Annotated in this window: 25 protein-coding genes; 8 read left to right on the top strand and 17 right to left on the bottom strand. The window is 48.5% G+C overall.

All coding sequences use genetic code 11. From position 1 onward, the window contains the following. Positions 1-621, top strand: coding sequence for a guanylate kinase (gene gmk, locus ABJO30_09960; protein ID MEP3233138.1), 621 nt, complete (start codon positions 1-3; stop codon positions 619-621). Here the strand turns inward: gmk and rsmA are convergent. From rsmA to ABJO30_09930, 6 genes are all read right to left on the bottom strand, one after another. Continuing rightward, a complete protein-coding gene (gene rsmA, locus ABJO30_09955) occupies positions 618-1454 on the bottom strand; it encodes a 16S rRNA (adenine(1518)-N(6)/adenine(1519)-N(6))-dimethyltransferase RsmA (protein MEP3233137.1) in 837 nt (278 codons plus the stop codon). The two genes, gmk and rsmA, sit on opposite strands and share 4 nt — an antisense overlap. Next, the gene (gene pdxA / locus ABJO30_09950) at positions 1451-2491 is read right to left on the bottom strand and encodes a 4-hydroxythreonine-4-phosphate dehydrogenase PdxA (protein MEP3233136.1); all 1041 of its coding nucleotides are present in this window, start codon (positions 2489-2491) and stop codon (positions 1451-1453) included. Before pdxA ends, rsmA begins: the two co-directional genes overlap by 4 nt. Before the next feature lie 32 nt (positions 2492-2523). Further along, positions 2524-3468 carry a peptidylprolyl isomerase gene (locus tag ABJO30_09945; GenBank protein ID MEP3233135.1) on the bottom strand — a complete coding sequence of 315 codons (945 nt, stop codon included), beginning with the start codon at positions 3466-3468 and terminating at the stop codon, positions 2524-2526. Positions 3469-3634: 166 nt separating this feature from the next. Beyond that, entirely contained in the window at positions 3635-5956 is a 2322-nt protein-coding gene (gene lptD / locus ABJO30_09940) for an LPS assembly protein LptD (GenBank protein MEP3233134.1), read from the bottom strand. A 1-nt stretch (position 5957) separates the two neighbouring features. Further along, on the bottom strand, positions 5958-7064 hold the full coding sequence (gene lptG / locus ABJO30_09935) for an LPS export ABC transporter permease LptG (protein MEP3233133.1): 1107 nt from the start codon (positions 7062-7064) through the stop codon (positions 5958-5960). After that, positions 7064-8245: an LptF/LptG family permease gene (locus ABJO30_09930; protein MEP3233132.1), complete on the bottom strand. Its 1182-nt coding sequence runs from the start codon at positions 8243-8245 to the stop codon at positions 7064-7066. Before ABJO30_09930 ends, lptG begins: the two co-directional genes overlap by 1 nt. Before the next feature lie 368 nt (positions 8246-8613). Here ABJO30_09930 and ABJO30_09925 point away from each other — a divergent pair, with 368 nt between their 5' ends. Continuing rightward, a complete protein-coding gene (locus ABJO30_09925) occupies positions 8614-10110 on the top strand; it encodes a leucyl aminopeptidase (protein ID MEP3233131.1) in 1497 nt (498 codons plus the stop codon). A gap of 63 nt (positions 10111-10173) precedes the next feature. Here ABJO30_09925 and ABJO30_09920 read toward each other — a convergent pair whose 3' ends face one another. Beyond that, complete coding sequence (locus ABJO30_09920; GenBank protein MEP3233130.1) at positions 10174-10617, bottom strand: hypothetical protein; 444 nt, start codon at positions 10615-10617, stop codon at positions 10174-10176. Between the two features lie 147 nt (positions 10618-10764). On the opposite strand from ABJO30_09920, the gene ABJO30_09915 reads away from it, so the two are divergent. From ABJO30_09915 to ABJO30_09905, 3 genes are read left to right on the top strand one after another with little or no spacing between them, the layout of a single operon-like run. Next, positions 10765-11214, top strand: a complete 450-nt coding sequence (locus ABJO30_09915) for a DNA polymerase III subunit chi (GenBank protein ID MEP3233129.1) — start codon at positions 10765-10767, stop codon at positions 11212-11214. Then, complete coding sequence (locus tag ABJO30_09910) at positions 11211-11903, top strand: class I SAM-dependent methyltransferase (GenBank protein MEP3233128.1); 693 nt, start codon at positions 11211-11213, stop codon at positions 11901-11903. The genes ABJO30_09915 and ABJO30_09910 overlap by 4 nt, the downstream gene beginning before the upstream one ends. Before the next feature lies 1 nt (position 11904). Beyond that, entirely contained in the window at positions 11905-12495 is a 591-nt protein-coding gene (locus tag ABJO30_09905) for a GNAT family protein (GenBank protein ID MEP3233127.1), read from the top strand. Positions 12496-12510: 15 nt separating this feature from the next. Here ABJO30_09905 and ABJO30_09900 read toward each other — a convergent pair whose 3' ends face one another. Beyond that, complete coding sequence (locus ABJO30_09900) at positions 12511-14412, bottom strand: ATP-binding cassette domain-containing protein (GenBank protein MEP3233126.1); 1902 nt, start codon at positions 14410-14412, stop codon at positions 12511-12513. Positions 14413-14589: 177 nt separating this feature from the next. Here ABJO30_09900 and ABJO30_09895 point away from each other — a divergent pair, with 177 nt between their 5' ends. Together ABJO30_09895 and ndk are read left to right on the top strand one after the other, a co-directional pair. Continuing rightward, positions 14590-15258 (top strand): glutathione S-transferase family protein, encoded by a 669-nt coding sequence (locus tag ABJO30_09895; protein ID MEP3233125.1) that lies wholly within the window; start codon positions 14590-14592, stop codon positions 15256-15258. A gap of 101 nt (positions 15259-15359) precedes the next feature. Next, on the top strand, positions 15360-15782 hold the full coding sequence (ndk, locus tag ABJO30_09890) for a nucleoside-diphosphate kinase (GenBank protein MEP3233124.1): 423 nt from the start codon (positions 15360-15362) through the stop codon (positions 15780-15782). Positions 15783-15842: 60 nt separating this feature from the next. Here the strand turns inward: ndk and ABJO30_09885 are convergent, their stop codons facing one another. The 4 genes from ABJO30_09885 to ABJO30_09870 form a co-directional block, all read right to left on the bottom strand. Beyond that, on the bottom strand, positions 15843-16310 hold the full coding sequence (locus ABJO30_09885; GenBank protein MEP3233123.1) for a molybdenum cofactor biosynthesis protein MoaE: 468 nt from the start codon (positions 16308-16310) through the stop codon (positions 15843-15845). Between the two features lie 2 nt (positions 16311-16312). Further along, positions 16313-16561 (bottom strand): molybdopterin converting factor subunit 1, encoded by a 249-nt coding sequence (gene moaD, locus ABJO30_09880; protein ID MEP3233122.1) that lies wholly within the window; start codon positions 16559-16561, stop codon positions 16313-16315. Next, complete coding sequence (pgsA, locus tag ABJO30_09875; GenBank protein ID MEP3233121.1) at positions 16558-17175, bottom strand: CDP-diacylglycerol--glycerol-3-phosphate 3-phosphatidyltransferase; 618 nt, start codon at positions 17173-17175, stop codon at positions 16558-16560. The genes moaD and pgsA overlap by 4 nt, the downstream gene beginning before the upstream one ends. A 307-nt stretch (positions 17176-17482) precedes the next feature. Continuing rightward, a complete protein-coding gene (locus tag ABJO30_09870; protein ID MEP3233120.1) occupies positions 17483-18040 on the bottom strand; it encodes a carboxymuconolactone decarboxylase family protein in 558 nt (185 codons plus the stop codon). A gap of 507 nt (positions 18041-18547) precedes the next feature. Between ABJO30_09870 and ABJO30_09865 the strand changes: the two genes are divergently transcribed. Further along, entirely contained in the window at positions 18548-19306 is a 759-nt protein-coding gene (locus ABJO30_09865; protein ID MEP3233119.1) for a LuxR C-terminal-related transcriptional regulator, read from the top strand. A gap of 35 nt (positions 19307-19341) precedes the next feature. Here the strand turns inward: ABJO30_09865 and uvrC are convergent, their stop codons facing one another. From uvrC to ABJO30_09840, 5 genes are all read right to left on the bottom strand, one after another. After that, positions 19342-21243 (bottom strand): excinuclease ABC subunit UvrC, encoded by a 1902-nt coding sequence (uvrC, locus tag ABJO30_09860; protein ID MEP3233118.1) that lies wholly within the window; start codon positions 21241-21243, stop codon positions 19342-19344. 38 nt (positions 21244-21281) lie between these two features. Then, positions 21282-22046, bottom strand: coding sequence for an SDR family oxidoreductase (locus tag ABJO30_09855; GenBank protein ID MEP3233117.1), 765 nt, complete (start codon positions 22044-22046; stop codon positions 21282-21284). Beyond that, complete coding sequence (locus ABJO30_09850; GenBank protein ID MEP3233116.1) at positions 22047-23003, bottom strand: calcium/sodium antiporter; 957 nt, start codon at positions 23001-23003, stop codon at positions 22047-22049. 149 nt (positions 23004-23152) lie between these two features. Continuing rightward, positions 23153-24205 carry a DUF1176 domain-containing protein gene (locus ABJO30_09845; GenBank protein ID MEP3233115.1) on the bottom strand — a complete coding sequence of 351 codons (1053 nt, stop codon included), beginning with the start codon at positions 24203-24205 and terminating at the stop codon, positions 23153-23155. A gap of 11 nt (positions 24206-24216) precedes the next feature. Beyond that, the gene (locus ABJO30_09840) at positions 24217-24663 is read right to left on the bottom strand and encodes a hypothetical protein (protein MEP3233114.1); all 447 of its coding nucleotides are present in this window, start codon (positions 24661-24663) and stop codon (positions 24217-24219) included. Positions 24664-24844: the final 181 nt, after the last annotated feature.

Raw genomic sequence — 24844 nt, 5'->3', positions numbered from 1 at the left:
ATGTTCGTACTCTCCTCGCCATCAGGAGCGGGCAAGTCTACGATCGCACAGCTTTTACTGAATGAGGACGACAACCTCGATCTTTCCGTCTCCGTTACAACGCGCGAGAAACGTTCTAGTGAAGTCGATGGCGTGCACTATCACTTCAGAACCCGCGAACAGTTTGAGAAAATGGTCGAGCATGAAGAGTTGCTAGAATGGGCTGAGGTCCACGGCAATTATTACGGCACACCGCGACAATTCGTTGAGGAAAAGCTTCAAGCTGGAACTGACGTCTTGTTCGATATTGATGTTCAAGGCACTTACCAAATCAATGAGAAGATGCCGGAAGATGTGGCGACCATTTTCATTTTGCCGCCTTCAATTGCAGAAATGAAATCACGCTTGAAACGGCGGGCGGAGGATTCTGATGAGGTCATCTTACGCCGCATGAAAACAGCTGTTAGTGAGCTTGAGGCGTGGCCAGATTACGAATATTTGGTGGTCAACGAAGAGTTGGAGAAAGCATTTAACGAGGTCAAATCTATATTGACCGCTGAGCGCATGCGCCAACGCAGGCAAGGCGCCCATAGTGCTTTGGCCAAAACCTTGCACGAAGACCTTATTAAAGAAACGTCTTAAAGAGCATTAGCTAAAGCGATAAACTCTTCAATGCTAAGGGTTTCCGCCCGTGCGGTTGGGTCAATGCCGCGATCTTCCAGTGTTTTGATCGGGTCATCAAACACACTCTTCAAACTTGCCCGCAGCATTTTGCGCCTTTGTTGAAAGGCTGCAGCCGTGATGCGTTCTAAATTGCCGATTTCACAGGGCAGAGGCTTAGCTTTTGGGCTTAAGTGGACCACGCTGGACGTTACTTTAGGCGGTGGGGTGAAAACTTCAGGCCCAAGATCGAACATAATATTTGCGTGGGTGCGCCATCCGGCCATAACGCCGAGGCGTCCATAATGTTTTTCGCCCGATTCGGCGACAATGCGCTCGGCCACTTCGCGCTGGAACATCAATGTGAGGCTCTCATAAAACGGCGGCCAGTTATCGGATGTTAGCCAGCCAATCAACAAGGGTGTGGCGATGTTATAGGGCAGGTTGGCAATTAGCTTGGTTGGTAGGCTATCTTTTTCTAAAAGCTTATAATCGACCCGCAAGGCATCTTCTTCCAAAATAGTCATTCGGTCGGGATAGGCTGCTTGAATATCTTTCAGCGCACTGATGCAACGTTGGTCGCGTTCGATCACGGTTAAATGGTCGGCCCCTGCTGCTAAAATAGCGCGGGTTAGACCACCAGGCCCCGGACCAACTTCGATCACATGATGACCTTCAAGCTGTCCAGCAGTCTTGGCGATCTTCGTGGTGATGTTGAGATCGAGAATGAAGTTCTGCCCCAATGACTTTTTCGCATTGAGTTCATAGCGGTGAATAACGTCGCGGAGAGGGGGGAGATTGTCGATTGTACTCATGATATTTTCGATTCTGCCGCGTGTTCAGCCATTTCGCTGGCCATTTTTAGGGCTGCCAACAGACTATCAGGCCGTGCAATACCTTTGCCAGCAATGTCTAAGGCGGTGCCGTGATCTGGCGATGTTCTAATAAAGGGAAGACCAAGGGTTACATTGACAGTTTCATCAAAGGCAATCGTTTTTACAGGCAGTAAGGCTTGATCGTGATACATGGCGATCACCGCATCATAGGTTTTGCGCTTTTGGGCATAAAACAAGGTGTCGGCTGGATGCGGTCCGCTGACCGTTATGCCTGCTTCTTGGGCTGCCTTGATCGCAGGCAAGATAATGTCGCGGTCTTCACTCCCCATCGTGCCTTCTTCGCCCGCATGTGGGTTTAGTCCAGTGACAGCAATGCGCGGTGAGGCGATGGCAAAACGGTTTTTAAGTTCCCGTGCCGTGATCATCATCAACTCGGTAAGCTCTTGGGTATTAAGTGCGCTTGGCACGTCTTTAAGCGGGATATGAAGGGTTGCAGGCACTGTTCGTAGTTCAGGCCCCGCTAACATCATAACAGGGCGGTAGGTGTTGCCCCATAGTTTGGCAAGCTCGCCCAAAAACTCAGTATGGCCTGGATGTTTAAACCCTGCTTCATAAAGCGCATTCTTGTTAATTGGATTTGTAACAACAGCGCCTGCGCGACCTTGCTGGATTAATCCAACCGCCGTTTCAATCGCTTCAATTACCGCAGGGCTATTTTGAGCGCGTAGTTGGGTCGGGGCATCTTCGATGCTGTGCTGTAGCGGATGAAAGAGGAGGGTTTCAGAAAAAGCCTGTTTTAGCGTTGAGGCAGACCAATTTTCATCCCATTGTTGGATGGTTATGTCAGTGCCAAGCAGGCGGGCGCGGCTTTCAATAAAAGCAGGGTCAGTCATCAGCACAAAAGGTGGAACTGAATGAGTTTTTTGTTCTGCCCAGAGCTTTACAGCTAGTTCAGGGCCAATGCCTGCGGGTTCACCGATCGTCAATAAGACAGGCTTGTCCAAAGAATGGCTCATGGCTCAAGCCATCCCTTTTGTCTCAATGACTTTTAGCGGACAACAATCTTTGCCTGCTTGCGTAATTGGCCCATCCACTTGTCAGATTTTCTTTGCAGATCTTTCGAATCGAATTTGCCAACATCCACATTTAAGCCTTCTTTTGGCACTGTGTTATCAACGATATCGCGAACATTACAGATTGCCAAAATACCAACGCCAGACTCACCTTGCTTCGGTGAAGAGAATAGTTGGCCATTGGCATTAAGCACATCTTCGCGGATGTTGTCTGGAAGTGTATCAGAGGTGAAACGACCAAGCTGCCTCATGATCACGCCACTTGAAGCTAACCGAACTGCGGCGTCTGATGCGGCCTGACATGATTTGTTTTGATTTCTAAACGCTTCAATTTCGCGGCGACGTTGTGAAAAGACGTTTTTCGATGCGCCTTTTTTGACCACAAAGATAATTTGTTCAACGGTGTATTCTTTGACTGTACGGTTTTTGCCACCATTGGCTCTATTGAACAAAATAGAGGTGATGTCGGTCTCTGCCTGTGGGCGGCGACCTTGTTGGCGCGCGCGGGCTACAACGATTTGCTGCCATAAAATCCGCCCTCTGATGAACCGTTTAAAGGTGGACGGATTGATGCTTTGTTGACGCAAAGCAGATTCAAACTGATTTGCACTTAGCCTATTGCCTTTAGCAATATTGGCAAATGCGTCATTTACCGCACTGTCAGGGACTGAAAAGTTAATCCGCTTGGCTTCTTGGAATTGCAATTCTTCGTCTACAAGTTGGCGTTGTGCTTCTTTGCGTGTGTCACCTTTAAAACCGGTCAGTCTCAAAAAGCGAGCGCGTTGTGTGATTTGATTGGTCGTCACGACACCATTATTTACAGCAACGGCGATCCGTGTTTGAGCGTTCGCAGTTGTGTTAATGGAAAAAATAATAGCAACAAGAACAAGCCCTCTTACAAGGAAGTTTCGCGTTCTCACAATCAGCTCCAACATGGTCTTCAAGCCTTTTCAAAAATTCGCCGTTGGTGGTTCATCCTAGTACATCTTACAAATTTGTCATTTGTTTGCAAAATACGTCGTTATTTTAGCGAACACAGGTTCTTGATGTCTTCTAACAAGAGTGTGACAGCAAACTGCTTCTTTCTTAGAAGCCACCCAATGTTCTAAAGTTTATACTGAATTCAATTCCCTCTTCGTCGAGATCCCCTTGTTCGTCAAAATCTCGAACATAGGCGAGAGAAACTCTCAATTGCTTGTCGTCAAAGGTTAATCCAAAGCGGTTGTTTACAAATCGATTGTCATCAAAGTCGTAGCGTGCGTCGCCAAAGACCGTCCAATATTCGTGCGCTTTGAAGGAAAAGCCTCCATTCGCTTGAGAACTACGAGGCAGATCGTCGACCTCTTGTTCTTTGACGAAGGTATAGCCAGCATTCAATGACAAAATGTCAGAGTAATAAACTGCGCTAATATCGCCACGGTTGATATCTGCATAATCGTTATCAACCCGAATTCGTCCAACTAGGCTGAATTGGTCGACAGCGGTTGCTGCAATGCGTGCAACCAAATCTGAGCGGTCTTCTTGTAGCCCATTTTCAGTTTCAAGGCTGGCAATGCCTTGTTCTGAAAAGGAATTTGTGCCTGCTAGGTGGAAGGATTGACCAACCAGAACATCAGTCTTGAACCAGTCATTCCATTGTGTTTTGTGGGTAAACCCAATATTTGTTCGCACACCACCTTCAGCTCTGTCGAAGCCTGCAAATCGGTCGCGGGAGAAAATGTTGGTGTCATCGAGCACCAAAGTTTGTGAATCCTCATTGAGGAAGCGATCAATCTGTTGCTCATTCGGGCTTGCGAATATTTGGGTGATTGGTTCAAAAATATGAGAGGTGTTGCCCTGTGTGATTAGAACGGGATAACGCCATTCTAAGCCAGCTGTTACTTGTCCACGCGCTACTTGGTCCTCACCAGAAACGCCTGTAATACCCGCTTCTGTTTGGCTGAACGCTTGCACATCGCCACGCACAGCAAGCAATGGGGTTAAGACATGGCCGCCCTTTGCAATGAAGCGGCGTTTCCACTCAACTTCTGCTGAAGCACGTCCTTGTGTGCCTGATGCTCCATCGAGAAAGTTTTGGCCATTTATGACATTGACGTCTTCATCTGCACGACTAAGCGCTGTGACGTTGGTGGCAAATGAAACTTGCCCACCGACGATAGCTTTATCGATGATGCCATCATAATCAATCGATGGGTGAACGATTGCTTGTTGTGATTGCAGGTTTCCGGTGATCCCATCGTCGTCATCAAGGATGTTGAAAAACAAGCCGCGCGCATCGAAATGATTTGTTTTGCCAAGACCTGTCAAATTGACGTTTGATGTGAAACGGTCAACGCGTGAGGTTAGGCGTTCATAATCTTCTGCGAAAGTTCTATCTGTTAAAGCAAGAATATCCCAGCCAGCATTCCATTGCGAGGCAATGTCGAAGCTACCAGTTGTTCTCAAGCCGCCCCTGAAAGACTGCTCACCAGATTCGCCAGAAAACTCATCAGGATCCTGCTGATCAATGCCAGCTAAATGTAAAGTATAGGCGCCTCTTGCTGTTCTTTGTCGCCATTCAATTTCACCGAGCAAACCCTGTTTGGTCAAATAGGTCGGTGTGAAGGTCAGGTCACGGCTTTCATCCACGGCATAATAGATCGGAATACCAAACCCAATGCCGAGGTCAGAATCTTGTAGAAAGTGTGGGCCTAAAATCCCTGTCTTTTGTTTAACCCTAGGATCAACATGGGAGAAAGCGGGGAGGTAGGCGACCGGAACACCCAAGAATTCGAAACTTGCTTTTTTGTATCGGATGCGATGCGAGACATCATCAATGATGATTTCCTCGGCTTTGATCCGCCATGTTGGAATGCGCCCAGGTTTCACCCGACACACAGCACAAACCGAATAAACACCGTTCTTCAAAACAGTTTTATTACCATCAACGAACTCACCGCTTGCAGCAGCAAAATACGTTTCATCAATCGTTTCGATTTGAAGAGATTTAACGAAGCCGTTTTTAAAGTCTTCGCTCAGCTCAACTTCTTCGCTTCGAATGGAATTCCCGCCCACTTCTATCAGGCGTACCTTGCCAACAGCTTTTAGGGTTCCAGCCTTACGGTCATAAACCACACTGTCAGCTTCTAGCGAATTTCCTGCGAAGAAAATTTGTACATCACCCGACACGGTCACAACGTCTCGGTTGGTATCAAATGTTAGCGTATCTGCATCCAGCAGCAAGCGCTCTTCTTCAGTGCGCAGATCGCCACCAATATTGTTGAATGAAGATTGTGCATGGGCGAGGGTGGTTGGAAGTGTTGATGCGCTAACAAGTAAGGTCGTACCTATAGCGAGGCCGCGCACGCAATTTTGCGTTGCGCGATAAAGAGGCGAAAGACGCTCATTGAAACTAGAGAACCGCGTCAAACTAGCCGTCCTCCTGATGCAATAACATTGTAAATCCTACTACCAACGCTAATAACGTAGGCAACCAAGCTGCTAAAACTGGTTGCACCACGCCTGTACTCCCCAAGTCTTCTGCAAGCGAACGCATCACATAAAGCACAAAGCCTGCTGTGATCCCTGCAGAGACCAATCCGCTTATGTTACCACTTCGAATAAATCTAAGCGATACCGTCGCGGCTATTACCATCATGGCCATAAAGAAAAATGGCTGTGCTAGCAAGGTGTTAAACTGCAAACTATAGCTATTTGTAGGTAAATCTGCATTGCGTGCTTTCTCTATCAATTCAGGTAAAGACCAGAAAGAACGCTGCGTAGATTTGGAAAAACCATCTCTTACTTCTTCTGCAGTAAGGTCCAATTGTAGGAAATAGCGGTCTAATTTCTTTTGTTGAGATTTTAAGCCGGTAACAGTCGCATTGCCGAGCGTCCATTGATCATGGTCGAGTTGAGCACTATCTGCGTCGATTCTCTGGATCAATCCGCCGCGTTTGTTAAGGCGAATCATAGTGACGCCGATTAGCTCGGATCCATCGCTTAAAGCACTCGCAGCGCCCAGTATAATATCTTCACTTCGGCCTGCTTTTCTAAGCCAAACAGAACTCTCTCTGCCAGTTAGGAGTTTTGCGTCACGGTTGAACACACTTCCTTCAAGCACACGCGCTTTTTCATTGAGGTAGCCAACCCCCGGATTAAACACAGTTGTCGCAAAGGCACCAAATGCGGCTGCAACAATAAAACCAGGCAACATAAACTGCCAAACAGACACACCAGCACCGCGCGCGACCACGAGTTCTAGGCGCTTTGACAATACGAACAATGACCCCATGGCACCAATTAAAACAGCAAAGGGGAGAATTTGCTGCATGATGGATGGTGTTCTGATGAGCGATAAAAACATCACCGTGCTCGTCGATACATCCGGTAGGCTGGATGTGCGTCGGAGCATCTCAGTGAAATCGATTAGAAAAACCAACACGGAAATGAACAAAATGATCTGCAAGATCGCTTTGAGAAAAATCCATGCAAAATAGCAGTGGAGTGTTGGGGATGATGATAATCTAAATACCATTATGACCCCCCAACATTGGAGCCTGGGCGCAGCCGGCGTAAAGAATTGCAGAATTGCTCCAATTTAAAGCCAAGCGCTTGCAAGCCACGCGGTTCTACATTGCGGGCAATCAACAAGGTGCAAATGGCAATGGTACCTAGCGGAAGCAAATATTGAACAAAATTAAGGAGAGTGTTGGCTTTCGCACCACTTTGAACCATGAACCCGCCCCCTCTAAGAGCCAGCACAGTTAAAAGCGCACTGAGGACCGCAAAACCACGCCCTTGTCTGGTGCTTTGCGCAGTTCCTAGAAAGAAAAACACAATCATCACATAAGCGATGGAGTAAAAAGGGGATGCAAACCGATTGTGAAGTTCAGCATAGAACTTACTAGGTGATTTGACGAAATTGTCATTCCTACTGTCGACCTTAAACAGGTACGGCGTGAAGTTCTCTGATGGCTTTTTGAAGCGAAGCTCATTGGGCACTCGCCGCTCAAATGTCGATAGGTCAAAGGCATAAGACGAGTAATCAATGATCGAGATAGAATCTCTTTCTTTGGGACGACGATGGATTGTTCCATCTTGCAGCACGAAGAAAGTGCCTTCTGTTGTCCGTGTGATCGCACCGTGTTTTGCCAGATAAGTGAGGGTTTGTTCTTCTTCGCGATTATCATTCACGACAACATCATTGAAAATGCCATTGGCATCACGCGCGCCGACGTAAAAGGTGATCCCGTTATTGATGCTGGCAAATTCGCCTGGTTTGATAACGCTTGATATTAGATCTGAATTTATTTCGGTGAAAAACACACGAATCTCACGTCGGGCATTTGGTGAGAAATAATGCGAGACAGAACTATCCACCACAGCAATCAAAATCGCCAGAAACAGAATCGGTTTTAAAATAGTAAAAGGTGTCGCGCCAGAATTGGTGACGATGACAAGCTCGGAATCATTATTCAGCGAGTTCAGGGTGTAAATTGCGGCGATTAACACAGCAACTGGCGCGATAAAGGATATAAACTTCGGCAGAACCAACCACGTTATCTGCAAGAAAATAAGAAAGCTCTGGCCCTTGTTGGTTATCAATTCGAGCTGCTCTAAAGCCTGCGTTATCCAAACAATCCCGATTAAAACGGTTAGGGCAAGAAAAAACGCACGAGAGGCTCGCCAGAATATGTAAGTTTGCATGCTATTCATCAATGAAAGCGCGCCCTTTTATACGTATCACAGTATTGCTCGTGCAAAGCTTTGCACCTTCGGAACAGGGCAGTTTGCCCTAACAAGGATAATTTGCCCTGAAAAAGTAAGGTAAACAAGGGATTAACGTTTGCTGGACACATGTTTTTGTTCGAATGGTAAAGGAGAGCCGTCAGTACTATGAAAATGAGACGTTTTTTGGGTCAAGAAACGGGCTTTTTGTCCATATCGTGAGTGGTTTGATAGAATCAAATGGGTTCCAAGCTTGCCAAGCTGTGCTGGAGAGGCATAAGTAAAGTTAAGCAAACACTCCGGCAGCTACATTCCAGTAGCCAGACCTCTGCAATAACATCAACGAAGGATGACCCATGGCGCGCGACGTAAATATCGAATTTCTACCATTAGATAAAATCGGCAACGAGTTGGTCGTAGGCTTGGCCGCAGAAGAACGCGCCCTTGGTGAGGCAACATCGAATCTTTTACCTGAAAACCTTTTCAGCCGCGCCGCTGATACGACCAAATTCACGGGCAAATCTCTCTCGGTCCTCGATTTGGTGTCGCCAAGCGATGTTAAAGCTGAGCGCTTGGTTCTCGTCGGTACTGGCGATGCCAGCGACATGGAAGAACCAGATTGGTTGAAATTAGGCGGCAAAATTGGCGGCATTATCCTTTCTTCGAAATGCGATAATGTCAGCGTGATTTTGGAGCGTCCAGATAATGTCGATTTTGATAGTGAAGCGCTGATCGCGATTGCAGGCGGCATCAAAATGCGCGCCTATAAATTTGATCAATACAAAACAAGTTCCGATAATGCAGATGAAGAGCAAGGCAGCGTTTCTGTCTCTTTGGTGACAGCAAATCATGCAGATGCTGCTAAATTATGGGAATTGGAAGAAGGGGTTGTCGATGGAACTCTGTTTGCGAGAACGCTCGTAAATGAGCCTGCTAACACCCTCGGTCCCGTCGAATTTGCAGCCCATGCAAGTGACCTTTCTCGCCTTGGTATTGAAGTTGAAATCCTCACCGAGAAGGAAATGGGTGAATTGAAGATGGGCGCACTTTTGGGTGTGGCTCAAGGTTCTGTTCGCCCACCGCGCATGGCGATTATGAAATGGATGGGTGGCAAGAAAGACGAACAGCCAATCTCCTTCATCGGTAAAGGTGTTGTGTTTGATACCGGCGGCATTTCGCTAAAACCAGGCGGCGGCATGGAAGACATGAAGGGCGACATGGGTGGCGCTGCTGCCGTGATCGGCTTGATGCACGCTCTTGCTGCACGTAAGGCCAAAGTCAATGTGATCGGTGTATTAGGTCTTGTTGAAAATATGCCAGATGGCAACGCGCAACGCCCAGGTGACATCGTAACGTCTATGTCTGGTCAAACGATCGAAGTGATCAACACAGATGCGGAAGGTCGCCTCGTTCTTTGTGATGCTCTGCATTACGTCAACACGACATATAACCCTAAATTCATGATCAATCTTGCGACATTGACGGGTGCAGTGATCATCGCTCTCGGCAATTATCATGCTGGATTGTTTTCAAATGATGATGCGTTGTCATCTGAAATCACCGAAGCAGGTCTTGCATCAGGCGAGCATGTTTGGCGTTTGCCGCTTTCTAGCGACTACGACAAGCTGATCGATTCAAAATTTGCTGATATGAAAAACGTTGGTTCGCGGGCGGCTGGCTCAATCACGGCTGCGCAATTCTTGAAGCGCTATGTGGGTGATACGCCTTGGGCGCATATTGATATTGCTGGCACGGCGATGGGCTCACCACAAACTGAGATCAACAAATCATGGGCTTCAGGCTTCGGTGTGCGTCTGTTGGATCGCTTGGTGCGAGACCAATACGAAAGCTAAACTGGAATTAGAACCAATTAGAATGAAACGCGTCGCACTTGCGGCGCGTTTTGCTTTTCAAGCCTACTTGCCTTCGCCGTAGTCGATGGCATCCGCGTCATCCAACGCAATGGCGGCGCGATATGCTTCGACGAATTGACGGTAGCGACCAACTTCCACCAAATACATGACATTAGCGGCCTTCCAATCAGGGGCTTTACGCTGATTGAGTTCAATGGTGCGGCGGAATACTTCTGCCCGCTTGCGCCATCCTTCAAGCTGCTGACGAAATGCTGGTCTGCTCAACTTGGTTTCATAAATGCTATCAGGGTTTGTCAATGCAAGAACTCTTGCAAAACCAGGGAGCACGAAGGGCTCTTGGCAAGGGAAGGCGCAGGCAGGTGGCGGCTCTACTCCTCCATTGTTTCCCAGTGAAACACTAACATTGGTTTGCGCAAAACTTAGCGTTGTACCCGCAAAAACAAATGCAAATGCAGCAACCGTTCGTTTCAAATTCAAACTTTTCATCTCGTCCCCGTCACTCCCATATGTTCCCAGTACCAATATTAAGGGGCAGCTTTCGCGAATAATCAAGCGAGTACGTGAAATTTCATCAATGTGTGATGATCAAAAAGCTTGTATGGCAGAAATCAGATCTCTGAGATATAAACCCTTATGAGCGACGTATTATTTTATCATCTCCTATCGACACCACTTGAAGCCGTATTGCCAGATTTGCTTGAAAAGAGCTTGGCAAAGGGCTGGACTGCCGTTGTGCAAACGGGCCACGCCGCACGGGTTGAGGCGCTCAATAATGCTCTATGGATGTATAAGGAAGCGAGCTTTCTTCCGCACGGCTCTAGCGTTGACGGCGACGGCGCTGATCAACCCGTTTGGTTGACGGATGGAACAGATAACCCCAACGGCGCGGCTATTCGCTTTTTGGTCGATGGTGCGGAGGTAGATGATGCTGCTTCTTATGAGCGCGTGGTGTATTTGTTTAATGGCAATGACCATGATCAATTGAACCATGCGCGTGGGCGCTGGAAGGTTGAAAAAGCAGCTGGCCATCAAGTGACCTATTGGGCGCAAAATGAATACGGCAAATGGGAAAAGAAGGCATGAGCGACGACCCTGATTTTGCGGCAAGACGGGAACAAACCCGCGCGGCACTTGATGATTTGCCTGGAAATTATGCTGAAGACAGCGATGGTCGGAATGTCTTTTTCGACGCGGTGTATGACCGAGCCAATGGCGATGAGGCCCAGATACCGTGGGCCGACCTTGCGCCAAAAGATGATTTAGTGAGCTATCTAGAATCTCATGCAGGCGAGGGGCGGCGCGCTATTGATGTTGCCTGTGGCCTTGGCGATAATGCTGAAGCGATGGCAGCGCATGGCTACCAAGTGACCGCGTTTGATGTGGTAGAAAAAGCTATCGAATGGGCGAAAAAGCGCTTTTTAAACAGCGATGTAACCTATCAAGCAGCTGACCTATTTAATCTGCCTCGTGAATGGCAGCAAGGGTTTGATCTCGTCCATGAATGTTACACCTTGCAAGCATTGCCGGAGGGCATGATTGAGGGCAGTACCAAAGCAATCTGCGATCTAGTCGCCCCTAAAGGCAAGTTGCTGATCTACACAAGAATGCGCGACAATGGGGCTACTGCAAATGGTCCTCCGTGGCCACTGCAAGAACAGCATTTGGACCTACCAGCAAAACACGGCCTTACTAAGCTCTCAGACAAGCGCTTTACGGTGAAGCGCGGTGACCGCGAAATTCCGCACAGTTTTGCTATTTGGGAACGTAGATGAAATGTCAGTTTGGCCCGAGACCTTTTCGTTAAGTGGACAACACGTTGATGTGGTGCCGCTTGAACGTCATCATCTTGATGATTTGAAAGAAGCCGTTCGCGATGGGGAACTGCACCGTCTTTGGTATACGATGATACCGCATGCAGACGACATGGAAGCAGAGATTGAACGCCGTTTAGGTTTGCGCGAAACGGGATGGATGCAACCCTTTTCGATCATTGATAAGGCAAGCGGTAAGGTGGTCGGTCAAACCACTTACATGAATATTGATGCGGTAAATCGTCGTGTTGAAATTGGAATGACTTGGTATCGAAAGTCGGTGCAACGCACGCCGCTCAACACAGAGTGCAAACTGCTTCTCCTAACTCACGCATTTGAAGCGCTTGATTGTATTGCCGTTGAATTTAGAACCCATGTGGTCAACGAGTCTTCACGTCGTGCAATTGAACGGCTAGGGGCGAAGTTCGACGGTATTATCCGCGCTCATATGGTAATGGCAAATGGCACCATCCGCGATACTGCTGTCTATTCCATCATCGCCCCAGAATGGCCGACGGTAAAGGCGCATCTGGGTCATAAGCTGCAAGCGTAGCGCTTCTTATCGCTCTTAAACGCTTTCTTCCAACTGCGCCCCAGCCTCAAGCCATTCTTCTTCAGCCTGCGCCATTTCGCCGACCAAACGCGCTCTAATTTTTCCGAGTTGAGCTGCTTTTTCTGGGAAGTCTCTGAAAAGGTTCGGCATGGCGAGTTTTTCGTCGGCTAGGGCGAGCTTTTTCTCTAGCAGTGCCATCTGCTTTTCAAGCGTTCGAATTTTCTCTTTCAATGGAGCAACTGATGCCCGCTTTTGCGCGGCATTTTTACGCTTTTCTTGGGCGGTCTTTTCTTGCTCCCGCGCAATCGACGCATCAGATTTTTTCTTCGATGTCTTTTTGCTGTCTAGAATATAGCGACGGTATTCTTCTAGGTCGCCCTCATAAGGTTTGACCGTGCCATCTGCCACAAGCCAAAGCCGATCTGCGGAGGCTTCTAAGAGGTGGCGATCGTGGCTGATGATGATCACGGCGCCTTCATAATCATTCAGCGCATGAACCAGCGCCTCGCGGCTATCAATATCAAGGTGGTTGGTCGGTTCATCCATAATCAGCAGGTGAGCACCGTTGAAAGTCGCAAGGCCAAGCAGGAGGCGGGCTTTCTCGCCGCCTGAGAGGTCTTGTGCTGGCGTATCCATCTTGGAGCGATCAAGGCCGATCTGCGCAACACGAGCACGTGCTTGTGCTTCTGACACGCCATCAGGCACCGCATCATCCATCATTTTCTTGATGTGCTCATAGGCGCTTTCTTTCGGGCGAAGCTCATCAAGCTGGTGCTGCGCGAAGTAGGCAATCTCCATCTTGTGCGTCCGCTTCATATGGCCTTCTTGCAGGTCTAAGCGGCCTGAAAGAAGTTTCGCCATTGTCGACTTACCGTTGCCGTTGGCACCAAGCAGGCCAATCCGATCATCTGGTCCAAGAGAAACATTGACCTTCGTTAGAATGTGTTGGTTTTCGACATAGCCAACTTTACCCTCTTCAATGTGGATCATCGGAGGGGAGAGGCGCTTTTTCGGATTTGGAAAGTTGAATGGTTGGATATGGTCATCCACCATGGCCGAAATCGGTTCCATCTTTTGCAATGCTTTAAGACGGCTTTGGGCTTGTTTTGCTTTGGTTGCTTTAGCGCGGAACCGTTCAACAAAGGCTTCCATGTGGCGGCGCTGATCATCTTGCTTTGACTTCAATTTCAACTGAAGCGCTTGGCGCTCGCGGCGCTGCTTGTCGAAGACTTCGTAATTGCCTTTGTAGACAGTGAGCTTGGTTTGATCGAGGTGAATGATTGTGTTGACGCATTTGTTCAAAAGATCGCGGTCGTGGCTGATCAAGAACACTGTGTAAGGATAGCGATTGATATAATTCTCAAGCCAAAGCGTACCTTCAAGGTCGAGATAGTTGGTTGGCTCATCAAGCAGCAGTAGGTCAGGCTCAGAAAAGAGCACTGCTGCCAAGGCCACGCGCATACGCCAACCGCCGGAAAACTCAGAGCAGGGGCGTTTTTGGGTTTCAGCGTCAAAACCAAGGCCATGAAGGATTGAACCCGCTCGCGATTCGGCTGAATGGGCATCAATGTCGGTTAGCCGCAGCTGAATATCTGAAATGCGGTTTGGATCAGTTGCCGTCTCTGCTTCTGCAAGCAAGGCAGCGCGTTCTGTGTCCGCTGCAAGCACTGTGTCGATCAGCGAAACCTCATTGCCTGGTGCTTCTTGAGCCACCTGCCCAAAGCGGGCGCCTTTATTGACCGAAATATCACCAGTGACAGGGCTTAGTTCTTCTGTAATCAGCTTGAATAACGTCGATTTACCCGTGCCGTTTTTGCCGACAAGGCCAGCTTTCATGCCCGTGGTAATCGCGACAGTTGCTTTATCTAAAAGCGTGCGACCGCCAATGTGGAACGTGACATCGTTTATGTGGAGCATGGTGTGGCGGTCTTTTTGTGTTCAAAGTCGTGTGATCGAGAAAGATTTCTCTATTTTCGCTTGTCTATAATCGTTATCACACCATGTGGATAGTATGCGGCTACATAATATCGAAGCCTTCACCACTCTAGAATTTATCTCACGCGTAAAATACGCGAAAACCAAGAAAGTTTTTTGATGTCTATCACTGTTTATGATCTGTGCGGCGCAGACGAAAGTCTCCGCTTTTCCCCAACTTGCTGGCGCACAAAACTAGCGCTTAATCACAAGAAGCTTGCTTTTGATGCGGTTGGTACGCCTTTTACGAAGATCAAAGAAGTTGTTAAAGGCGAAGCGAAAACTGTGCCTACCATTGTTGATGGTGGCGAAGAGATCAACGATTCATTCAAGATCGCTGTTTACCTCGATGAGAAATACCCAGACGCACCAACACTTTTCGGTAGCGCAGAAGCAATTGCCACAGCGCAATTCGTGCAAAACTGGGCAAATACACAATTGGCGCCTGTTATTGTTGGCCTGATTATCAAAGATATCCATGATGTTTTGGCTGAGCCTGATCAAAAGTACTTCCGCGAAAGCCGCGAGAAAATGATCGGTAAAACGTTGGAAGAAGTTCAAGCAGGCCGTGATGACCGTATTGAAAACTTCCGCACAGCGCTCACACCATTGCGCGCAACACTTGGCGGCCAAGCCTTTATTGGCGGTGAAAACCCAATTTATGCTGATTACATCGTATTTGGCACGCTAAAATGGTTCAACGAAATTGCTGAATTTGAGATTTTCGCAAGCGATGATCCGGTTAAAGCATGGTTTGAACGCATCGACGCGATGTACGCAGGCGTTTAGTCTTTTATACGAATTGCGCGTGTCCGCTCTTGTCGAAGGGCGGACACGGCTGTATAGAGCAGCCAATCCTTTCCCTCTTTCATTAATACAGGACGAAAACAATGGCGATTGAGCGCACATTTTCAATGATCAAGCCGGACGCAACGGCTCGTAACCTAACTGGCAAAATCACAGCGATGCTTGAAGAAGCTGGCCTCCGTGTCGTGGCTTCTCGCCGTGTTCACATGTCTTTGCGCGATGCAGAAGCATTCTACGCAGTACACAAAGACCGTCCTTTCTTCGGTGAATTGACAGAATTCATGTCTTCAGGCCCAACAGTTGTTCAGGTTCTTGAAGGCGAAAACGCGATTTTGAAAAACCGCGAAGTAATGGGTGCAACAAACCCAGCTGAAGCTGACGAAGGCACAATCCGTAAAGCGGTTGCACTTTCAATCGGTGAAAACTCAGTACACGGTTCAGATGCACCTGAAACAGCTGCTGAAGAAATCGCATTCTGGTTTGCTGGCCGCGATATCGCTGGCTAAGCCAAACTTATAGAATTTTGAAAGAGGCGGTCCATCGGGGCCGCCTTTTTTGTTTGGGGGTTATGACTTATCCCAGCGGGTGAGGGCTTCATCGTCAGCCTCTTTCGCATCAACCCACGTGCTTTCATCACCGCTTGTCAGGTGCTCTTTTTTCCAAAACGGCGCGCGGGTTTTAAGGAAGTCCATCACATATTCAGCGCCTTCAAAAGCAGCACGGCGATGGCGGGAACTGGCGGCGACCAGAACGATTGGATCGCCCGTATCCATTTTGCCAAAGCGATGGATTGCGGTGATAGCATCAAGCGGCCAGCGCTTTGCTGCGTCTTCAGCTATGCGGGTGATTTCGCGCTCTGCCATGCCGGGGTAATGATCAAGCTCTAGGGTGCTTATTGTGCCGTCTTCATTGCGACAATAGCCAGTGAAGGTGACGAGTGCGCCCACATTGGGATGATCGCTCCCTGTCATGCGTTGGCTTTCAGCATTGATATCGAACGGCTCTGATTGAATGCGAACAGTGATATCAGCCATGATCATCCACCTGTCATCGGTGGGAAGATCGCGATCTCATTGGCGCCCTTTATCGGCTCAGCGTGCTCAACGTGCTCATGATTGATGGCAGCACGAAGCGCATGGGCATTTTCAAATATCGCATATTCATCGCCGCGCGTTGCAAGCCAGGCCATAAGATCGGCAATCGTGGCGACACTATCAGGCAGCTCAACGGTTTCCTCACCAAGGCCTACTTGTTCGCGCACCCATGCAAAATAAACGAGCTTCATACTTCATCCTCAAGCAGGTGACGAAGGCCAGCGCGGAAATAATCGTAGCCCGTAATCAAAGTGACCAGTGCTGCAATCCACAAAAGAGCAATGCCCAAGTCTGTGATGAGCGGGTGAAGGGCAGGGCCTATCAAAAGCACCGCGAGTGAGATCATCTGAATAGCTGTCTTCCACTTGGCAAGCCTAGACACAGGAACGCTGGCCTGTAGTGACGCTAAAAACTCGCGCAAGCCCGAAACAGCAATTTCGCGGAACAAGATAATGACAGCCGCCCATATCGACCATGAGGCAATAACGCCAAAGGCACAAAGGCAAAGCAGACAGCCTGCAATCAGTAGTTTATCGGCGATGGGATCTAACATGCGGCCAAGCGCTGATTGCTGCGACCAAGCGCGCGCTAAATAGCCATCCAACCAATCTGTAATGCTAGCCGCAACGAACAGGATAAAGGCAATCCAGTTGCTGATCACCCCATCGATAAAGAAGCAGCCAACGACGGCTGGAACTGCCAAAATACGTCCGTAGGTCAAAAGATTAGGCAAGCTCAACGTGAGTGAACGTTCACGTGCTTTTTCGGCCAGTCTTTTGCTTTGTGTGTCATCGCTTATTGTCATGGCGTGAACTCACCAAATAACGCCGCGCATTGCAAGTGCGAAGTGACCTGCTTTGTTCAACTTCTAAGAACAAATTGGTCATAACTCGATTTTGTATCGTTCTGTGGTGCGCTCAGGCATCGAATATAATGATTTGTTAGATGGGGTTATGCTGAGGAAACTCTTGTTAGCTGCTTCACTCGTTCTTTCGACCCTAGTGCTCGTCGGCTTTGTAAATATGGCTCATATAGCTGATGTTCTGTTGTGCGTTTATTGTGGCCCAGTTTTCAACTGGGCCACAAGACCATGTTAAATCAAATAATCAACATTAAGCGTTGTCAGCAGACCATGCATTGACGGCAAACGGCGCGTCTACTTCTGTTTCTGCAATGTGGTTTGTGTAGTTGGACATTACTTTGAAGGCTGTGCCGACGATAACCTCAAAGACATTTTCTTTGCTGTATCCGGCTGCGAAGAAGGCATCGAGATCAGCTTTGGCTGGGTTGCCACGTGTTTCGTTCATAACGATTGAGAACTGACGAAGCGCTTCAAGCTTGCTGTCTGCGATGGCGCTACCCGCACGCAAGGCTTCAATCACATCAGCTGGCACACCGCTCATTTGAGAAACAGTCGTATGCGCTGCCATGCAGTATTTACACCCATTCAAACGGTTATTGGTCATCAAAATGACTTGGCGCTCAGTCTCAGAAAAATCAGATTTCCCGAACAGGCCCGCAAGCTTCATGTAAGCTTCAAGCATAACAGGGGATTCAGCCATATTGCCAAGAAGGTTTGGCACGAATTGATATTTCCCCTTGGCACCTTCGAGAAAAGGTTTCGCAGATTCAGGAGCAGATTCAATCGTGTGGGTCGTAAAGTCAGTCATAAAAGGGAGGCCTCAAAGTTTAGTTTAGTAAGGCGTCCTTTGTTGCATGATTTGGTAGGGTGTGGGGGAACAATTTGGTGATTGGGGGGAGAAGTTCTGGCTTGATTTTGTTGCGTGGTAATTCGCGAAATAGGGTGTGAGGCGTCAGGCTTTTTAGGTGGAAAATCCAAAAGGGACCGATCATAAGATCGATCCCTTTCTTCTAAACCTAGTATGAGGTTTCTTTAGTATTCGTTGTGTCCAAAGGAGGGTGATAGAGGGTTTCAAGTGTTTTACACGGCCCAAGGCGATGAGATTTTTTATGCTCCCTAGAAAAAGGCCTTGTTGGGCCAATGGTTGTTGCGAATCTGACTTTGAGAAAATTAGTCATATGAACCATTTCAAAAAGTCGTTGTTATGAATCCAATAATCACATGTTTTTTATTGTATGTAAGCTACATAATTTGGTAGGAACATGTTCAGGTTACTATTTTTGTATTTATATTTTTACGAATATTTGGGGTTGATATGGGGACATATGCAACACAAGATTTTTTGAGCAAAATCTTAGGTGCGCAGACAAGTCGCGATACTTGGATGGCTATTGAAGGTCATTTTACTGATCTGGGATTTGATGTCGTAAATTTTGGCGTCGTCGATACATTAACGGGTTTGCCCCGAGGGTTCTTTACCAATATGAGCGATGAATGGATGCGCCTGTATGCAGAGCGATATGGCGGTGTTGATCCAATGGTGCGTTATGCGCTCGAATCTGACGACAACCTTCTTTATTGCTCCAAAACAATCGACAAACTTCCGGGCCTAGATAACCCTCTTGCACGAGAGATGCTTAACGAAGCCGCGAATTTTGGGTTACGTTGTTCCTATGAAACGCCATTTCGCCAAAATTACCCCGGACAAGCCGTAGCCTTTAATCTTGGTAGCAGTTTGGAGACTGATGATTTTCTACCTTTCTTCGCGGAGATTGAAGAAGACGTGGTGCTTGCAACCTCTCTAGCGCAAAGTTTCATGCCGAAACTTCTTTTTGAGCGTCGTGGGATGGAAAATTGGGTGCCACTAAATGACGACGCTCAACGGCTAACAGTTCGAGAGCTTGAAACATTAAACTGGCTTGCAAATGGTCTTCGTGTTGACCGTATCGCGCATAAGATGAACATTACAAACGACACGGTAAATTTTCATATCAAGTCAATCAAACAGAAATTAAATGCGAAAACCCGCGAGCATGCGATCGCGATTGGGTTTATTGAAAACCTTATTCGTTAGTTTTGTGAAGGCGATTGAGATTTATATGCCTCAATTCACCCCGCATTAAAAAACCCATAAATCACCTGCGCCGTGGCCTCATTTATCCCGTCCACCTCAAGTAAATCATCAATCCCAGCACGGCTTACCCCCTTGGCGGAACCGAAGTGCTTTAACAACGCTCGTTTCCTCTTCGGACCGATACCCTCAATCTCATCGAGCGGGTTTTTGATCATGTCTTTTTTGCGCTTGGCGCGGTGGGTGCCTATGGCGAAGCGGTGGGCTTCGTCGCGGAGGCGTTGCACGAAATAGAGCACGGCGTCGCGCTCTGGCAGCATGAAGGGTTCGCGATCTGGCATGTGGAAGCGTTCGCGGCCTGCGTCCCGTTCCACGCCTTTGGCAATGCTCACCAGCGGCACGTCGGTTACGCCCAGTTCTGCGAAGGTTTCTTGCACGGCGCTCAGTTGTCCTTTGCCGCCATCAATCACCACAAGGTCGGGCCATCCCGTTGCATCCTCGTTGGAAGGGGCGGGCGCGTCTTCATCTTGGTTGGTTGATGTTTTCTCGCGCGGTTCGTCTTTGATGAGGCGTTGAAAGCGGCGGCGCAGCACTTCGCGCATCATGCCGTAATCATCACCCGGTTCGATGCTCTCGTCTTTAATGTTGAACTTGCGATATTGCCCTTTCACGAACCCTTCCGGCCCCGCGACAATCATGCCGCCGACAGCATTGGTGCCCATAATGTGCGAGTTATCATAAACCTCGATACGGCGCGGCATTTCTTCAAGGCCGAAGACCTCGCGCACGCCTTCAAGGAGTTTCAATTGGGTGGAGCTTTCAGCAAGCTTGCGCTCTAACGCCTTGCGGGCGTTGTCTGTCGCGTCTTGCACCACCTCGCGCTTTTCACCGCGCTTTGGCACGAGAACCGTGACCTTGTGCTCACTCTTCCCCGTCAGGGCTTCTTGAAGCAGCTCACGCTCGTCAAAATCAACGCCTAACAGAATTTGGCGCGGGCAGGGCTTGTCGTCATAAAACTGGGCTAGAAAGGCGCTGAGGATGGTGTCAGGTGTGTCGCTCTTATCAACGCGCGGGAAATAGGCGCGGTTGCCCCAGTTTTGCCCTGTGCGGAAGAAGAACACCTGCACACAAGCTTGCCCGCCTTCTTGGTGGATCGCGAAGACGTCGGCTTCTTCAATCGTTTGCGGATTGATGCCTTGGTGACTTTGGATCACGGAGAGCGAGGAGAGGCGGTCGCGGTAGATGGCGGCTTGTTCAAAATCGAGACGCTCGGAGGCTTCTTCCATTTGTGCCGCGAGTTTCTTTTTGATGGTGCTTGATTTGCCTGAGAGAAAATCTTCGGCGGATGAGACAAGGTCACGGTAATTATCAGTGCTGATTTCGCCTGTGCAGGGACCAGAACAGCGTTTGATTTGATAAAGCAAGCATGGACGCGAGCGGCTGTCATAAACGCTGTCTGTGCAAGAGCGCAGCAAGAACGCTTTTTGTAGCGAGTTGATGGTTTTATCCACGGCCCAAGCGGCTGCAAACGGCCCGAAGTAACGGCCCTTGCGTTGTCGAGCGCCGCGATGCTTGGTGATTTGCGGTGCTTCATGGTCTTTTGAAATGAGAATATAGGGAAACGACTTATCGTCCCGCAAAAGCACATTGAAACGCGGGCGGAAGCGTTTGATCAGATTTGCTTCAAGAAGTAGCGCCTCGGTCTCTGTCTTCGTGGTGACAAATTCCATCGTCGCGGTTGCCTGCACCATGCGAATGATGCGCGTGGAAAGGCCATTTGGCTTGGTGTAGTTTGAAACCCGTTTTTTGAGCGAGCGTGCTTTGCCCACATAAAGCACATCACCCTCATCGTTGATCATGCGATAAACGCCAGGGGCATTTGGCAAGCGTGTGACGAAATCAGCAATAATCGCCGCGCCAGTTTTTAGCGTGCGTTCAATGCCTTCTTCGTTTTGGACTACATATTCGGTTTTGTCATTCACTCAGCTATGCCTGCAACATCTGGGGTTTCCCATGCCAAATGTTGCCCACCATCAAGACAAATCATCTGGCCAGTGATTGATGGTGTCTCGACAAGATAGCGTATTGTGTTGCCAAATTCTTCTAGCTCAGCACCTTTTTTCAACAAGATACCGTCAAGCTGCGCCTGAAAGTCCTCAGGGGACTGTCTGGCGTTTTGAATGGTGGGGCCGGGGGAAATGGCGTTGACGCGAATATTGGGCGCGAGAGACTGCGCAAGTGTGCGTGTTGCCACCCATAGAGCGCTCTTGGTGAGCTGGTAGCTATAAAACTCAGGCGTAATCTTCAAAACACGTTGATCAATGATGTTGACCACATTGCCCGCCATACCGTCTGGCAATTGCTTGACGAAAGCTTGGACCAGAAACGACGGCGCTTTTAGGTTGATGGCCATATGCATGTCCCATACGGCTTCGCTCGTAGAGGCAATCTCGTCAGCTTCAAAGATAGAAGCATTGTTGACAAGTAGGTCGATCGGGCCAAGGGCTTCAACCGCTTCAGGCACGATACCTTGAACAGCGTCGTGATTACCAAGGTCTGCAACAACCACATGGGCTTTGCCGCCTTTAGCACGAATGCGCTCGGCAAGGTCGTTGCCAGCTGCAGCCGATGAATTGCAATGAATGGCGAGTGTCCATCCGTTTGCGGCTAGGTTTTCTGAAATGGCAAGGCCAATGCGCTTCGCGCCGCCTGTTATGAGGGCTGTTTTGATTGGGGTAGACATTTAAGCCTCCATATAAAACACAGACACCATGTAGGCCGCGTAAGCCAAGAGCATGAGCGCGCCAAATCGACGTCTGATCGGAATGCAGAAAAAGACGAAGGGCAGCAAGAACACCGATGCAGCAACCATAACCCAAATATCAAAGTTGATCATGCGTTCTGGGGCGCTGATTGGCGTTACGAGCGCCGTCGTGCCGATGATCGCCAAGATGTTGAATACGTTAGAGCCAATCACATTACCCATCGCAAGTTCAGTATGACCTTTGCGGGCAGCAATAAGCGCTGTTACCAATTCTGGGAGCGAGGTGCCAAGTGCAATAATTGTCAAGGCGATGGCCGCTTCTGACACTTCAAAGATACGCGCAATACCAATTGCACCATCAATGGCCAAATGGCCTCCCAACGGCAAACCGATAATGCCTACAACCAAAAAACCAATTGCAAGCCCAAGGCTGTTGGTCTTTCCGTCAACTTCATCAAGTGGGTCTTCAACCTCGATGCCTTTAGCGCGCTGAGCTTTTGAAAAGCGTACGCTGTCCGCCAAAAAGACCACAAGCAAAGAAAGCAAGATGATGCCGTGGATATAGGTAAATGGCTGAAACCAGAAGCAGACGATGAAAACAACGGTGACAATCACCATAAAGACTGCGTTACGAACAGAACCTTCACCACCGCAGGGAATAGCCTTGATAAGGGCAGGCATGCCGAGCACCAACAAAACATTGGCGACATTACTGCCAACCACATTACCGATGGAAATTTCACCATGTCCCGTCAAAGCGGCTTTAAGAGAGATCACTAGTTCAGGAGCAGAGGTGCCAAAAGCAACGATGGTCAGACCAATAACGATGCTTGGGATGCCAAAGCGTTCTGCCAAAGAAACGGCACCACGCACAAGGATGTCGCCTGCAATGATCAATATCACGAAGCCGGCAATGAGATAGAGCGCGAATTCCATGTAGGGCTAAGATCCTGAGTGAGCTAAAGAGAGCCAGTTGTTTGACCCACCAATCTAACAATTGGCTTATAACTTAATATAGGAAGCTTTCAACTCCTTCCCATAAAAATGTCAGCAATAGCCGAAAGTTATCCTAATTCAGTTGTGTATTATTCGACAGGAAACACTTGAGGCCAGTCATCGTTCTTGCCATCGCAGTCGTCTTTTGCGTGGAACGAGACCATTTTGAAGCCGTATTCGCCCCATTTCCAAAGGCCAGTCATGCCGCAATCTCCCGCGCCATGGCCTTTATGGACCATGAAAAGCTCTTTAGTTTCTTGATCAAAATTCACATTTGTCAGGCGATCTGTTCCAATCCAGCCTGTAAAGCCTGAATAAACGGCCCATTGCTGGCGCTTCGCCGCTTTTGTCTCATGGTCAATGACATAGACATTGAAGGTGACGTTGTACGCGTGCGCGGAGCAGGGAACGACGGCGACTGAATTTTTATCATCAAGCGTGCTAATTGCCGTGCCAAGCGCATAACTTGCCGCGCCATCAATATCGCATTCTTCGCGGTCTTTGGTTCTTTCGTGTTCTGCTTCGGCGATTCTAGCAATATCTATCGGTTCATTGCTTTTTGGGCTTTCAGAGTTTTTAGGCGCTTTGGCTACAACGCGGTCACCTGTCGGAGGTCCAGCAATGCGCGGGGAACCGAGCCGTTGTTGCTTGTCATCAATATACAAAAGGGCAGCTGATAGCCCATTGAGCGAATAGCTTGCCTCGATACGTTGGGTCGTCCCATTGCTGAATGAGGCAAACATCCGCCGACTTTCAATCATGCGGCGAAACAACGGTTGCAGCGAGGCTGAATTGACAAGGTGAAATCGGTTTGAACTACCGAAAGTCGCAAAATCACGCTTTGGGGAAAGGCGGTTGGTGCGTTGGCCTGCTATTCGCAGCTGTGTTGGCCTCAAGATTGGGCTGGCAGATTCATCCAGTTCAACCGAAATTTCCCAAACCGCATTACCCTTTAACAAGCGAGCAATACGCAATGGGCCAGCCATTTTCTTGGTATCACTAGTGCTTGCTTCGCAATAGTCTGCCTCATCGCAGGAAACAGACCAGTCTTTAAAATTTGCGTCTTGTGCTTTTGCTGGCAGGCTCATGCCAAGCCCGACCAAGAGGGCAAGGACGGCAGTCTTGTTTGAAAGGGTGAACATTCTTATCGCCTTTAGAACGGCGCTTTCAATGAACGGCAATTGGCGCCATGTTCGCGTTCGAAATCATGCCCGATGACACAATACTCAACGCCCCAACCAAGGGAGGCCAAGCCTTCGTGTTCTTGTATAAGGTAGAACATGCTTGGGTGCTTGCCGCTTGTTAGATGAACATGTGCTTTGCAAAAACGACGGTCGTTTTGATCTGTTGGATTCGATACAAAGGACGTCTCACGGACATGTTCAATCTCTGTGAATGCAGTTTTAGGGTCATTATAGCGGATATTGATCTTGGCGAATTTCTTGGTGATCTTTTTCAAGACTTTTGCATCATCACACTGAGGAACTTTGCCTTCACCTTTCAGGCCAGCCTCAACTTTTGGCGGATCGGAATAATCAGCAAAAGCGCTGCTGCTGCTAATGATAAGGGCCGTTGCTAAAAACAACTTTGAAATTTGCATGGCAATATCCAACTTTTATAGAGTCGCAACAAAATGCGACAGGCAACATGATTGGTCAATAGCGTAAATTGAGACCTTTGAACAATTGATTATAAAGCGCCAAATAGGAACATCGCTTGGTTTCGTGCGAAAAATGGTTATGTTCTATTGTCACCTTAATCTGTTTGAGAATACGGTGATT

It is taken from the genome of Hyphomicrobiales bacterium, from assembly GCA_039973685.1.
Lineage (GTDB): Bacteria > Pseudomonadota > Alphaproteobacteria > Rhizobiales > JACESI01 > JACESI01.
The sequence above is the reverse complement of the archived record's forward strand: the minus strand, read 5'-3'. Positions and strand labels throughout refer to the sequence as shown.

Coding starts and splice junctions, on each gene's coding strand:
- ABJO30_09905 (MEP3233127.1), top strand. CDS start 11,905: ATGTCAGTTTGGCCCGAGACCTTTTCGTTAAGTGGACAACACGTTGAT.
- ABJO30_09865 (MEP3233119.1), top strand. CDS start 18,548: ATGGGGACATATGCAACACAAGATTTTTTGAGCAAAATCTTAGGTGCG.
- pgsA (MEP3233121.1), bottom strand. CDS start 17,175: ATGACAATAAGCGATGACACACAAAGCAAAAGACTGGCCGAAAAAGCA.
- ABJO30_09870 (MEP3233120.1), bottom strand. CDS start 18,040: ATGACTGACTTTACGACCCACACGATTGAATCTGCTCCTGAATCTGCG.
- ABJO30_09895 (MEP3233125.1), top strand. CDS start 14,590: ATGTCTATCACTGTTTATGATCTGTGCGGCGCAGACGAAAGTCTCCGC.
- ABJO30_09920 (MEP3233130.1), bottom strand. CDS start 10,617: ATGAAAAGTTTGAATTTGAAACGAACGGTTGCTGCATTTGCATTTGTT.
- moaD (MEP3233122.1), bottom strand. CDS start 16,561: ATGAAGCTCGTTTATTTTGCATGGGTGCGCGAACAAGTAGGCCTTGGT.
- pdxA (MEP3233136.1), bottom strand. CDS start 2,491: ATGAGCCATTCTTTGGACAAGCCTGTCTTATTGACGATCGGTGAACCC.
- lptG (MEP3233133.1), bottom strand. CDS start 7,064: ATGGTATTTAGATTATCATCATCCCCAACACTCCACTGCTATTTTGCA.
- ABJO30_09885 (MEP3233123.1), bottom strand. CDS start 16,310: ATGGCTGATATCACTGTTCGCATTCAATCAGAGCCGTTCGATATCAAT.
- gmk (MEP3233138.1), top strand. CDS start 1: ATGTTCGTACTCTCCTCGCCATCAGGAGCGGGCAAGTCTACGATCGCA.
- ABJO30_09910 (MEP3233128.1), top strand. CDS start 11,211: ATGAGCGACGACCCTGATTTTGCGGCAAGACGGGAACAAACCCGCGCG.
- ABJO30_09855 (MEP3233117.1), bottom strand. CDS start 22,046: ATGTCTACCCCAATCAAAACAGCCCTCATAACAGGCGGCGCGAAGCGC.
- ABJO30_09930 (MEP3233132.1), bottom strand. CDS start 8,245: ATGAATAGCATGCAAACTTACATATTCTGGCGAGCCTCTCGTGCGTTT.
- rsmA (MEP3233137.1), bottom strand. CDS start 1,454: ATGAGTACAATCGACAATCTCCCCCCTCTCCGCGACGTTATTCACCGC.
- ndk (MEP3233124.1), top strand. CDS start 15,360: ATGGCGATTGAGCGCACATTTTCAATGATCAAGCCGGACGCAACGGCT.
- ABJO30_09925 (MEP3233131.1), top strand. CDS start 8,614: ATGGCGCGCGACGTAAATATCGAATTTCTACCATTAGATAAAATCGGC.
- ABJO30_09840 (MEP3233114.1), bottom strand. CDS start 24,663: ATGCAAATTTCAAAGTTGTTTTTAGCAACGGCCCTTATCATTAGCAGC.
- ABJO30_09900 (MEP3233126.1), bottom strand. CDS start 14,412: ATGCTCCACATAAACGATGTCACGTTCCACATTGGCGGTCGCACGCTT.
- ABJO30_09915 (MEP3233129.1), top strand. CDS start 10,765: ATGAGCGACGTATTATTTTATCATCTCCTATCGACACCACTTGAAGCC.
- ABJO30_09845 (MEP3233115.1), bottom strand. CDS start 24,205: ATGTTCACCCTTTCAAACAAGACTGCCGTCCTTGCCCTCTTGGTCGGG.
- ABJO30_09850 (MEP3233116.1), bottom strand. CDS start 23,003: ATGGAATTCGCGCTCTATCTCATTGCCGGCTTCGTGATATTGATCATT.